General features: G+C 42.5%; 13 protein-coding genes. 8 read left to right on the top strand and 5 right to left on the bottom strand.

Annotation, left to right across the window (positions count from 1 at the left end):
• Positions 1 to 795: 795 nt before the first annotated feature.
• The 4 genes from IM515_RS12635 to IM515_RS12620 all read left to right on the top strand — a co-directional run bounded on the left by IM515_RS12635 (position 796) and on the right by IM515_RS12620 (position 2,180).
• Positions 796 to 1,029, top strand: a complete 234-nt coding sequence (locus IM515_RS12635) for an antitoxin family protein (RefSeq protein ID WP_002772822.1) — start codon at positions 796 to 798, stop codon at positions 1,027 to 1,029.
• A complete protein-coding gene (locus IM515_RS12630) occupies positions 1,016 to 1,462 on the top strand; it encodes a PIN domain-containing protein (RefSeq protein WP_287627241.1) in 447 nt (148 codons plus the stop codon). Before IM515_RS12635 ends, IM515_RS12630 begins: the two co-directional genes overlap by 14 nt.
• Positions 1,463 to 1,736: 274 nt before the next feature.
• Positions 1,737 to 1,982 (top strand): DUF1902 domain-containing protein, encoded by a 246-nt coding sequence (locus IM515_RS12625; protein WP_185239313.1) that lies wholly within the window; start codon positions 1,737 to 1,739, stop codon positions 1,980 to 1,982.
• Positions 1,983 to 2,180 (top strand): type II toxin-antitoxin system HicA family toxin, encoded by a 198-nt coding sequence (locus tag IM515_RS12620; RefSeq protein ID WP_002799542.1) that lies wholly within the window; start codon positions 1,983 to 1,985, stop codon positions 2,178 to 2,180.
• A gap of 35 nt (positions 2,181 to 2,215) precedes the next feature.
• Here the strand turns inward: IM515_RS12620 and IM515_RS12615 are convergent, their stop codons facing one another.
• The gene (locus IM515_RS12615; protein WP_004268292.1) at positions 2,216 to 2,509 is read right to left on the bottom strand and encodes a DUF433 domain-containing protein; all 294 of its coding nucleotides are present in this window, start codon (positions 2,507 to 2,509) and stop codon (positions 2,216 to 2,218) included.
• A 515-nt stretch (positions 2,510 to 3,024) separates the two neighbouring features.
• On the opposite strand from IM515_RS12615, the gene ureA reads away from it, so the two are divergent.
• From ureA to IM515_RS12600, 3 genes are all read left to right on the top strand, one after another.
• The gene (gene ureA, locus IM515_RS12610; RefSeq protein WP_002766756.1) at positions 3,025 to 3,327 is read left to right on the top strand and encodes an urease subunit gamma; all 303 of its coding nucleotides are present in this window, start codon (positions 3,025 to 3,027) and stop codon (positions 3,325 to 3,327) included.
• Between the two features lie 19 nt (positions 3,328 to 3,346).
• Complete coding sequence (locus tag IM515_RS12605) at positions 3,347 to 3,673, top strand: urease subunit beta (protein WP_002766755.1); 327 nt, start codon at positions 3,347 to 3,349, stop codon at positions 3,671 to 3,673.
• 65 nt (positions 3,674 to 3,738) lie between these two features.
• A complete protein-coding gene (locus IM515_RS12600; RefSeq protein ID WP_287627240.1) occupies positions 3,739 to 4,626 on the top strand; it encodes an S-methyl-5'-thioadenosine phosphorylase in 888 nt (295 codons plus the stop codon).
• Positions 4,627 to 4,793: 167 nt separating this feature from the next.
• Here IM515_RS12600 and IM515_RS12595 read toward each other — a convergent pair whose 3' ends face one another.
• From IM515_RS12595 to IM515_RS12585, 3 genes are all read right to left on the bottom strand, one after another.
• The gene (locus tag IM515_RS12595; protein ID WP_287627239.1) at positions 4,794 to 5,750 is read right to left on the bottom strand and encodes an RNA polymerase sigma factor, RpoD/SigA family; all 957 of its coding nucleotides are present in this window, start codon (positions 5,748 to 5,750) and stop codon (positions 4,794 to 4,796) included.
• An 849-nt stretch (positions 5,751 to 6,599) separates the two neighbouring features.
• Positions 6,600 to 6,899, bottom strand: coding sequence for a 2Fe-2S iron-sulfur cluster-binding protein (locus tag IM515_RS12590; RefSeq protein ID WP_061432676.1), 300 nt, complete (start codon positions 6,897 to 6,899; stop codon positions 6,600 to 6,602).
• 43 nt (positions 6,900 to 6,942) lie between these two features.
• Entirely contained in the window at positions 6,943 to 8,202 is a 1,260-nt protein-coding gene (locus IM515_RS12585) for a phosphopantothenoylcysteine decarboxylase domain-containing protein (protein WP_287627238.1), read from the bottom strand.
• 253 nt (positions 8,203 to 8,455) lie between these two features.
• Between IM515_RS12585 and IM515_RS12580 the strand changes: the two genes are divergently transcribed.
• Positions 8,456 to 9,397 carry a DUF1517 domain-containing protein gene (locus tag IM515_RS12580; RefSeq protein ID WP_287627237.1) on the top strand — a complete coding sequence of 314 codons (942 nt, stop codon included), beginning with the start codon at positions 8,456 to 8,458 and terminating at the stop codon, positions 9,395 to 9,397.
• An 82-nt stretch (positions 9,398 to 9,479) separates the two neighbouring features.
• On the opposite strand, the gene IM515_RS12575 is transcribed toward IM515_RS12580, so the two are convergent.
• The gene (locus tag IM515_RS12575; RefSeq protein WP_002766747.1) at positions 9,480 to 10,430 is read right to left on the bottom strand and encodes an NAD-dependent epimerase/dehydratase family protein; all 951 of its coding nucleotides are present in this window, start codon (positions 10,428 to 10,430) and stop codon (positions 9,480 to 9,482) included.
• Positions 10,431 to 10,968: the final 538 nt, after the last annotated feature.

Below are 10,968 nucleotides of genomic sequence, written 5' to 3'. Positions count from 1 at the left end.
TGACTACAATTATATCCCAGAGATCATAGCCAAAAACAATCATAGTTAATCAAATAATCGTCTGTACTGTGATTTGAATGATTAAATGAAAACTATGATTGTTGAGATTATGATTGAATGAGGATCATAATAGCAGGATGACTACAATTATATACCAGAGATCATAGCCGAGAAAAATCCTAGTCAATCAAATAATCGTCTGTACTGTGATTTAAATGATTGAAGGAAAACTATGATGGTTGAGATTATGATTGAATAAAAACTATGATGGCAAGATGATCAGAGTCATATCCCAGAGATCATAGCCAAAAACAATCATAGTTAATCAAATAATCGTCTGTACTGTGATTTGAATGATTAAATGAAAACTATGATTGTTAGGGTTATAGCACAATTATTACAATAATATCCCAGGGATGAGAGGCAAAAACAATCATAGTCAATCAAATAATCGTCTGTACTGTGATTTAATGATTAAATGAAAACTATGATGGTTGAGATTATGATTGAATGAGGACTATAATAGCAGGATGACTACAATTATATCCCAGAGATCATAGCCGAGAAAAATCCTAGTCAATCAAATAATCGTCTGTACTGTGATTTAAATGATTGAATGAAAACTATGATTGTCAAGATTATGCTTGAATGAGGACTATAATAGTGCGATTATTACAATTATATCCCAGGAATAATAGCCAAGAAAAATCATAGTCAATCAAACAATCAAAAAAATCATAATTTAGACACGATCATGGGTTAAAATAATAGTAATTTAGAATTGAGGATTGAGTTATGCCGCAACAAAACTGTGAAGCCGTCTTTGAAAATGGCGTTTTACGTCCTCTTGGTAATCTCCAACTCAATGAAGGACAGTGCGTTAAACTCATTATAGAATCCAATTCAATTTCCCAGCTTACTTCCCAAAAATGGTCAGAAACGGGGATAATCGCCCAGTTAACAGCAAATCCGATTAAAATTGAAGACTTCCATCCTCTTACCAGAGAAGAAGCGAATGAACGCTGGTGAATCTCAACCCTTCTTTATTGATTCTAATATTTGGCTGTATCGCTTCATTGTTAATTGTAGCGATACTAATGCCATCCCTAAGCAACAAATAGCTACAAATATTACGAATCAAGGAAACTTGATAATTAGTACACAAGTTGTTAATGAGGTTTGCTCAAATTTAATCCGCAAAGCAGGGTTTAATAATTTACAGATTCAAAATCTACTTGAAGAATTTACCCAAGGGTGTGAAATCTTACCTGTCTCCCTCGAAACCCTTGAGTATGCCGTGAAATTACGAGATCGCTATTTAATTTCATTTTGGGATAGCCTGATTGTTGCTAGTGCAGTTTTAGGCGATGCAACTATTCTCTACTCAGAAGATATGCAAGATGGTTTAATTATCAATAATAGCTTACAGGTTATCAATCCCTTTAAAGATTTAAACTCTTAAAAAGATCATTGACGAGAACTATAGCGTTTGTTATAAAAATGAAATGTAAACTAATCTCGAAAAACTGCTTTTTTAGCTTCTTCTAAATCGTCATCACTGATCACAACATCTTTCCATAAACCTTTAATTTGAGTCTTATTGCGAGAACCTTCAAAGCGATTCATCAGCAATCATCAAGAGTTGGGGATTGGTGGTAAGATTGTCAGAAAGGCGATCGCACTGTATAATCTTGATTAATATATAAGCTAATTCTACTCAATTGAACTAAATCACTATGAATCAAAAACCGTACCAAGTAGAAGCATTTTGGGATCGAGAGGCGCAAGTGTGGGTAGCAGAGAGTGAAGATATTCCGGGATTAGTCACCGAAGCTGATACCATCGAAGCTTTAACAGCTAAATTACGACAGATGATTCCAGAATTATTACAACTCAATCATCTAATTACTATTGAACCTCAAGCAGCGATAATTTTTGAACTCATTAGTCATCGTCAAGAATCAATTGAGTGCGTTGTTTAGATGGCTACTTCTTTAACACCTGCATTAAAAAAACTGCTCTCAGCAGCCGGATGTTATTTTGAACGTCAAGGGAAAGGAGATCATGAAATTTGGTATAGTCCTCTGACAGAAAGAAGATTTGTAGTTGATAATACTATTAAATCACGTCATACTGCTAATGCAGTTTTGAAACAAGCCGGATTATCTAAATCCTTTTGAAATCTGTAGAATCCTCCTCCATATATAAGCTAATTCTACTCATAAGAAGAAGAATAATGTAATGCTTCAATGCGATCTGCTTCGGCGGCTTCGGCTATAATTTCTGCTTCTATTGTTTCTTTGTTAGTATGATAGTAAGTCAAAGCGGCATAAACTTGTGCCAAAGAAAGATGAGGTATTTCATCGGCAATCTCTTCAGGACTATATCCTAATTTATACCAGATCACTATTCTTCGTACAGTAACAGCAGTTCCCGCAATAATAGGACAACCTCCATGAATTTTGGGATCGCTTTTTATAAAAGTGCCAATATTTATCTCTGTTAACATAACTTTCTCTGATTCAGTTTCAACTAATTAAACTAAATAGGATTCTATGCTTTTATCACCATTTTAGCATAGCCTAAACATTGGTCGGGGTAGGGGCGAAGCATTCGGATAGGAAATCTAGGATTTTAGCGATAGGTTATGCCCAAATGCTTCGCCCGTACAGTGATTTTCTGCAATTGAGGAATAACTGTTGCACAAGGCGGTTCAAAGTGTAATTCCAAAGCTTTTTGAAGATTTATTACTTTCTTCTGGTGTCCCCTAGGTCTGCATACTGTAATTCTTGGGCTGCCCATTTCTCCATTTTTTTTGCTCACCTCCACCTTGATTCCTTCTTTCAAAACTATACCTATCAATCGTTTCCCCTTTTTTTAAGTTTCTTCTCTTTTTGTTAAGAAAGCTCTGACTAATGGATAGGATGACCGGACATTCAAGATAAATTTTCACAACTCGATCGCTACAACTATCCAGCCAAGAACTACAATAACCCTAGAATCTGTCTAAAAAAAGGCCTATCTATGCAACTTTCGCCCCAAGAAAAAGATAAATTACTCATTTTCACGGCGGCACTGCTCGCCGAAAGACGCAAAAATCGCGGGATCAAGTTAAATTATCCCGAAGCGATCGCCTATATTAGCGCCGCCATCCTCGAAGGTGCCAGGGAAGGTCGTAGCGTCGCTGAATTGATGAGTTACGGCACTACTTTATTAACTTGCGAGGAGGTAATGGAAGGTATCCCGGAAATGATTACGGAAGTGCAGATCGAAGCGACTTTTCCCGATGGTACTAAATTAGTTACCGTTCACAATCCCATTCACTAACAGGAGATTTTTAGCAGTTATGATTCCGGGAGAAATTATCACACCATCCGGGGAGATCGAGATTAATGTCGGTCGCGACACCCTGCGTATTTCTGTGGCTAATACAGGCGATCGACCGATTCAAGTGGGTTCCCACTATCATTTTTATGAAGTTAATCAGGCCCTGGAGTTTCAGCGCGAATTAACCAAAGGAACCCATCTGAATATTCCCGCGGGTACATCAGTTCGATTTGAACCGGGAGACACGAAAGAGGTGGAATTAGTTACCATCGCGGGAACTGAAGAAATTTATGGCTTTAATGGTTTAATTAATGGTTCCCTCAAGGGCAAGAAAAAGAAAAAGTAAGGCCTTAACGGAATCGCTCAATTATGGTAAAATCAAGGCAACGATAACTAATTCTTTCCAAGACTATGACGACGGTAAAAATTGGCATCATTGGCGGCAGTGGTTTGTATAAAATGGATGCCCTCAAGGATGTGCGGGAAGTATCCCTCGATACTCCTTTTGGTTCTCCTTCCGACGCTTTAATTCTCGGGACTTTAGAGGGAACAGAAGTTGCCTTTTTAGCGCGTCATGGCAGAAATCACCATTTTTTACCGACCGAATTACCCTTTCGAGCTAACATTCACGCTCTCAAACAATTAGGGGTTGAATATATTATTTCCGCTTCGGCAGTTGGTTCCCTCAAAGCCGAAGTTAAACCCCTAGATTTAGTCATTCCCGATCAATTTATTGACAGAACTAAAGAGAGAATAGCGACTTTTTTTGGGGAAGGAATTGTTGCCCACGTGGCCTTTGGTGATCCCGTTTGTCCCCAATTAGCCAACATTTTAGGGGATGCCGTCGCTAGTTTAAACCTACCGGAAGTTACCTTGCATCGCGGCGGTACATACCTCTGTATGGAGGGGCCGGCTTTTTCTACTAAAGCGGAATCAAATCTCTATAGAAGTTGGGGGGCAACCGTCATCGGTATGACCAATTTAACTGAGGCCAAATTAGCCCGAGAAGCGGAAATTGCCTACGCTACCTTAGCTCTAGTTACCGATTACGATTGTTGGCATCCCGATCACGATCATGTCACGGTAGAAATGGTGATCGAAAATCTACACCATAACGCTATTAATGCCCAAAAAGTCATCCAAGAAACGGTGCGCCGTCTGGCAGCTAATCCTCCCGTTTCTGCCGCTCATTCTGCCCTTAAATACGCTATTCTTACCCGTCTAGATTCTGTTCCCGTCGCCACTAAAGAAAAATTAGCTCTCTTTTTGAAAAAATATCTTGAAGAAGTAGAGAAATAGTCGAGAAAAGTCGCCGATGAATCTAGAAATGGGTCATTTTTCTCCCTGTGATCCAGACGATCAATTTGACCCTTAACGAAGGCAGGGGGCAGGAGTCAGGAGATAGGAGATTATTTTATTTATTCTCCCCACACCCTGTCCCCACGAAAAACTTTTTGTCGCAAACCCTAACTAGCTAGATATTCTCTGATGTTGGCCTTGCGTTTTCTTAATTTAGCGATCGCTTCTCGTTCGATCTGACGGACGCGTTCACGACTGATATTGAGTCGAACGCCAATTTTTGCTAGGGTGAGGGGCTGCCCATTATCTAAACCAAAACGCAGACAAATCACTTCTTTTTGTTGAGGGGTGAGGTCTGCCATCAGTTTTTCTAAGTCCACCTGGAGGGAAGAATGGGCAGTGTAATCTTCCGGGGAAAGTCCCGTATCTTCCAAGAGTTCTCCTAATTCCGTGTCTTGATTGTCCCCCACCTTTAAGTCAAGGGAAAGGGGTTGACGGGACCTTTCCAAGTAGTCTCGCACCTGTTTGGGAGTTAGGTCTAATTCCTCGGCTAATTCGGCAATGGTGGCAGCGCGACCTTTATCTTGAGCTAGTTGACGCTGGGCTTTTTTGATTTTATTCAGTTTTTCGGTGATGTGGATGGGCAGACGGATGGTGCGACTTTTTTCTGCGATCGCTCGGGTGATAGCTTGGCGAATCCACCAATAGGCATAGGTGGAAAAGCGATAGCCTTTGGTGGGATCGAATTTTTCCACACCTCTTTGCATCCCAATGGTTCCCTCTTGGATCAGATCTAATAGATCTAGATTGCGTTTTAGGTATTTTTTGGCGACGGAAACCACTAGACGCAGGTTCGCTTCTACCATCTTGCGTTTGGCGAAATCCCCTGCCCCCAATTCTCGACGGAGTTGTTCTTCACTAATTTCCGCCGCTTCTGACCATTGGCGATCGCTGGGTTCCCTGCCGAGTTTAGCCCTTAGGGATTCCTTGATTTTTTCGAGAAAAATTAATCTTTGCACCTGTTTTGCGTAGAGAATTTCTTCTTCATGGGTGAGAAGGGGAACTCGGCCAATTTCTCTGAGATAGGCGCGAACTGGATCGGTGGGGTTTTTCGAGGTTTTCATGAGTGCGCGTCGGTTGAGGGTTGATATTCAGGGATTGATGGCGTTTTTCAGATCGCTTCCCCAGGGGCAGTTAAGGAGATGCTATCAGGGTTTTTTCTAGTTTTGTAAAGAGATTAGTAAGTGATTACTCAAGGATAGAGAGAAATCTAATTGAAGATTTAATTGCCTCTATAGTCCTTTTTTTGGCTATATATAGAGTTTATGGGCATAAATGGCAAGTAGTAAGAACCTTGGTTGTTTAACCAATATTACAACAATTATTAAATATTGTAAAGTTTATGAGAAAAAAAATTATCCCTATTGGGAACGCACCGATGAAGGGGAGGTTTGAGTATCTGTACCCATAGATTACCCAAAGGTTTCCAATCAGGATGCAATCTAGATGACAAAATGAGCAACTTTCTCAGATAGCGATCGCTATCTGAGCGGTGAGGGGAGTAGTCATACTAAATCCTGTTTAAAAAGTATAGGATAGTGGGGTGTGGGGTGTGGGGAGAAACAATTCATAACTTGAGAGTTAATCACACTATTAAAAAGGGATTTGGTATCAGAGGAAGTTCGTACTTTTGTACTAAAATGTCCAATAGGCAGTTTAAATGCAGTAAAGCCGATATTTTCTAGCAAATTTCTTGATTGTCAGCCCTTGGCTGGCAAAAAAGCAGCGAAAAAATCACAAAAATCCGCTGAGATGTCTTCCCAAGACATCAATTAGGGTCTGCTGAAAAAGTCGCTCAGGGAATTATGTGATATTGTCTGGCAATTTTCACTGGTATCGAACGCCTCAATGGTTCTAATCGCCGCACCTTCCCCACCGGTGCGTTGCTGGGGGTGGGGAATGACGCTTAAATGCTATTTTGGTTTAGTTTGGACGCTAATAGGGCCATTAACCATGGTTTGACAGGCTAAACGATAATTTTCGGGTTTTTTCTTCAGACGGCGCTGCTCAAAGTCGGTTTTAGCGGAGAGATTTTCCATCCCCTCGACAATTGCCACTATACAAGTACCACACTGACCGTAACCGCCACAATTCCTCAATTTACCGCCAAAAGTGTAGATATCAACGCCATTCTGGATTGCTTTCTCTCGTAAATTCGCCCCATCTGCCGCTACCACGATCTTATTCTCTTTGACGAAGTTGATGTTACCCATGACTGTGTTACCCTAAATTTTTGCAAATTAATATTAAAAAATATTAAATTTTTTTGATTGTAACATTTTTGGCTCGCTGTTCTAAATATTCGGCGATGCCAATAGCGATCGCTTTTTTGCCGATAAATTTCCCCAATGCCGCTTTTGTGACCAAATAAGCCACCTGTTCCCCTTGATCGCCCTTTTCCTCACCCCTATTAGCAATGACGGCCTGATAGCCCTTTTCTAGGCGTTTACGGGCGATTTCCAGTAACTCCTCCTGACTGACTCCTTCCTGATACTTGAAAGTGACCATCTCTAAATCGGGAAATTTTTCTCTCACCTTGTCAATCACTTTTTCCGTCGGCACAAAATTAAGATTTAACGGCCCACCACTGGGAATTTTACCCAAAAAAGGGCTTTCTAAGCGATAATCTGCCACTGCTGCCGAGAAAATCCCAAATTTATAATCTTTACTCTCTAATTCTCCCATCACCTTCCCTAGATACTCGTCATAAGTTTCAATAATTTCGTGGGGTAAATAAGCGGGGGGTGTATAGCTGCCGCGTCCGTGGATTAACTGCACCTTTGCCCCGCGCAGGTATAATTCTTCTGCAATAGCGACTCCTAACTGTCCGGTAAAACGATTGGTTAAACGACGGATATTATCGATAATCACGGGTGTGGGTCCACCAGTGACTAAAATCGGCATATTTTTCAGCACAGAATTACTGAGAATCCCACAGGCTGCCACAGTGATCTCTTTTTCCCCGGGGAGATTGTGTTTACCGTAATCATCCCGGGGTGACATAATCTGGACTCCCCAGCGATCGAGCGTTTGCAAAGATTCGGTCAGAATAGCATTATGTAAACTGCCGTGCATGGTGGGGACGAGCAGAATTTTAGTTTTTCCCTTTTCCTGTCGTCCTAAGGCCGAGGCCAAGCATGAAGTGATCACTCCGTCAGCAATTCCGTAACGAAACTTATTAATCGTGTTATAGGTAGCGGGGGCGACTAAATAAAGATCAAAGGGAGATTGATCGCTTAAATGTTCTGCTTTTGCCGTTAATTGACTAACTACGGGATTAACCGTACTCCATTCCAAAGCTTCCTTAGTGACGTATCTTAAAGCTTCTTCTGAGACAAAAGCCACGACTGTGGCCCCGAATTTCCGCAAAGATCGGGCAATTAGCGGCGCTTTCATGGCCGCAATCCCTCCCGTTACCAGTAAAGCAATCCGTTTACCCCAGAGATGATGACTCTCTAAGGGTACTTCGCGATCGCCTAAGTCCGAATCCGTGGGAGAGGAGAAATTCCAAGTCATAAATTTGGGGAAATGGGGAAATGGGGAAATGGGGAAATGGGGAAATGGGGACATGGGGACATGGGGGAATTCAACTAAAAAACCCCAAAACCCCAAAACCCTAAAATCTCAATACCCAACACCTTCTAACTGATAACTGATAACTGATCACTGATAACTGATAACTGATCACTGATAACTGATTTGAAGATTTGTCTATCCCTGACCGAGAAACTGGTTATGCTAGTAAATAAAGGGTTGCTTCAGTGTTCTTATGATTGACAAAATTTTAACTAAAGTTCGATCGCTTGCCAAGCCGCTATTAGTTCTAGGATTAGTGACAACGCTGATTTTAGGTTCTATTCCCAGTGCTTTAGCGGCATCGGGGGGTAGAATGGGTGGCGGTAGTTTTCGCGCCCCTAGTCGCAGTATTAGCCCTTCTAGGGGTGGTGGTTACAGTTCCCCCGGTTACGGTGGAGGTATTGGTTTTCCCTTCCTCTTACCCTTCTTTTGGGGTGGTGGTGGCGGTGGCTTAATTTCTCTGTTAATCTTTTTTGCTATCGCCAATTTCCTCGTTAATGCTTTCCGTAATGGTGGAGGCAGTGATGAGAATGGTATGACGATAGAATCCGGTTATGAAACCGTCTCCGTGGCTAAAGTACAGGTGGGTTTGTTGGCTAATGCCCGTTATCTGCAACAAGAATTAAATCAAATCGCCCTAACTGTGGATACTAGCACCTCCGAGGGACGCATCGAAGTCTTACAAGAATCGGCCCTCGCCCTGTTACGTCATCCGGAATACTGGGTTTATGGTAACGTCGATTCTCAACAAACCAGCCTCAGCAGTGCAGAAGCGAAGTTTAATCAGTGGTCCCTCAACGAACGCGGTAAACTAACGGCGGAAACCTTAACTAATTACAATAATCAACTGCGTCAAGGTTCTAGAGACAATATTTTACCCGAATCGGCTGGGGAATTAGCTAAAAGCGCACCGGAAGGCTATATTTTGGTGACTATTTTAGCCGGCATCGTCGGTAAATTTTCCCTACCGAAAATTAATGATTCCCAAGATTTGAAACAGGCCCTGCAAGAAATTGGTAGTATGGGAGGCGATCGACTTTTAGCGGTAGAAGTGATTTGGACTCCCCAAAGCGAGGGTGATATTCTCAGTCAAGACGACATTCTCGCCAATTATCCCGATCTGAAATTAGTGTAGTTTGTCGGGGGATAACCCTAGATATTGCCCAAAATCTCCCTTTTACAGGGAGATTTTTTGATTATTAAGGATATTGCCGCCGTTAACAATATAATTCCTGAATCCACTGCCATTCTTGGGCTAATCCTTCGGCTAAAGAAACTTGGGGATTATAACCTAGAATAGTACGGGCTTTGGTGACATCGGCGGCGGTGTGACGGGCATCTCCTCGGGCGAGTCCTTGATGCGATCGCTCGATCGGTTTACCGATGACTTTTTCCATAGTATCCAAGACATCCAGCAAAACCACGCGACTACCACCACCAATATTAAACACCTCCCCCACCGCTTCCGGTACGACGGCAGCGGCTAAATTAGCGGCTACAGCATCGCTAATAAAGGTAAAATCGCGGGTTTGTTTGCCATCCCCGTAGATGCCGATGGCTTGACCTGCGATCGCTGATTGAAAAAACTTATGAAAAGCCATATCGGGACGTTGCCGCGGTCCATAAACGGTGAAATAACGCAAGGCAGTGACGGGAACGTGAAAATTCTGGTGATATAGCCAACAGAGTCTTTCTGCCGCTAATTTGGTGATGCCGTAGGGTGAAACTGGTTGGGGACAAAGGGTTTCGGGAGTCGGCATCGTTTCCGCATTGCCATACACCGAGGAAGTGGAAGCAAAAACCATCCGTTGTAAAGACGGGGTTTCCTTAGCGGCCTCAAGAATAATTTGAGTAGCATTTATATTCCTTTCGGTATATTGACGAAATCCATCACCCCAGCTTGCTCTGACTCCTGCTTGGGCTGCCTGATGGAATAATACTTCTACTCCTTGCAACAGTTGTCGCCAGTCGAGGGCTTGTATATCCGCTTCGATTAACTTAAATTCGGGATATTTGGCTAGAATATGGGCATTTTTGCGCTTTAAACTGGGGTCGTAATAATCGTTAAATTGATCGATACCGATCACCTGATCTCCTTGTTCTAAAAGCTTTTCTGCCAAGTTAGAACCGATAAAACCCGCGACACCAGTAACAATATGAGTAGCCATTTAATCCTAGTCGTTGATATTTTGTATCGATTGTAAGCTAAGACGCATTTAAGTAGGGTTTGCGGCAAAAAGTTTTTCGGTGGGGGCAGGGTGTGACCCCCCCAACCCCCACCCCCCCTGCCCCCCCGACATCGGGGGGATCGGGGGGGCGTGTGGGGTGTGGGGTGTGGGGTGTGGGGTGTGGGGTTTTGTCGATTTTTAGGTGGTCAATTACCTAATTTTCAGGGAAAAAGTGCCTAAATTTCCCCCAATCCTTTTACTGTTGCCTCTTGTCTCGTCTCAACAAGCAATTTATACTAAATTCGTTGAGTAACGCACAGAAAACGGGTTTCTCGGAGAAACCCGTTTTCTACTCATCGGAAATTTTGGGTCGGAAACCCCGCCGTTCTAGGTTGGCTTTACGTTAGAATTAAAAGGCCAGTCTCGAAAACCAAGTGGACGGCGCAGCACCTTGAAAACTCGGCTTAGGGGGTTCCGACCAGAAAAGCTTGGCAGGGTAAAAAGTCGCGCGCAACAAGTACAAGAAGCTATAGGCGGT

Origin of the sequence: Microcystis sp. M44BS1 (assembly GCF_020244875.1) — a bacterium.
In the GTDB taxonomy this organism is placed as follows: domain Bacteria; phylum Cyanobacteriota; class Cyanobacteriia; order Cyanobacteriales; family Microcystaceae; genus Microcystis; species Microcystis panniformis.
The sequence above is the reverse complement of the archived record's forward strand: the minus strand, read 5'-3'. Positions and strand labels throughout refer to the sequence as shown.

Bases quoted from the DNA above. Each gene is read 5' to 3' on its own strand.
- IM515_RS12635 (WP_002772822.1), top strand. From the start codon at position 796: ATGCCGCAACAAAACTGTGAAGCCGTCTTTGAAAATGGCGTTTTACGT.
- IM515_RS12630 (WP_287627241.1), top strand. From the start codon at position 1,016: ATGAACGCTGGTGAATCTCAACCCTTCTTTATTGATTCTAATATTTGG.
- IM515_RS12625 (WP_185239313.1), top strand. From the start codon at position 1,737: ATGAATCAAAAACCGTACCAAGTAGAAGCATTTTGGGATCGAGAGGCG.
- IM515_RS12620 (WP_002799542.1), top strand. From the start codon at position 1,983: ATGGCTACTTCTTTAACACCTGCATTAAAAAAACTGCTCTCAGCAGCC.
- IM515_RS12615 (WP_004268292.1), bottom strand. From the start codon at position 2,509: ATGTTAACAGAGATAAATATTGGCACTTTTATAAAAAGCGATCCCAAA.
- ureA (WP_002766756.1), top strand. From the start codon at position 3,025: ATGCAACTTTCGCCCCAAGAAAAAGATAAATTACTCATTTTCACGGCG.
- IM515_RS12605 (WP_002766755.1), top strand. From the start codon at position 3,347: ATGATTCCGGGAGAAATTATCACACCATCCGGGGAGATCGAGATTAAT.
- IM515_RS12600 (WP_287627240.1), top strand. From the start codon at position 3,739: ATGACGACGGTAAAAATTGGCATCATTGGCGGCAGTGGTTTGTATAAA.
- IM515_RS12595 (WP_287627239.1), bottom strand. From the start codon at position 5,750: ATGAAAACCTCGAAAAACCCCACCGATCCAGTTCGCGCCTATCTCAGA.
- IM515_RS12590 (WP_061432676.1), bottom strand. From the start codon at position 6,899: ATGGGTAACATCAACTTCGTCAAAGAGAATAAGATCGTGGTAGCGGCA.
- IM515_RS12585 (WP_287627238.1), bottom strand. From the start codon at position 8,202: ATGACTTGGAATTTCTCCTCTCCCACGGATTCGGACTTAGGCGATCGC.
- IM515_RS12580 (WP_287627237.1), top strand. From the start codon at position 8,456: ATGATTGACAAAATTTTAACTAAAGTTCGATCGCTTGCCAAGCCGCTA.
- IM515_RS12575 (WP_002766747.1), bottom strand. From the start codon at position 10,430: ATGGCTACTCATATTGTTACTGGTGTCGCGGGTTTTATCGGTTCTAAC.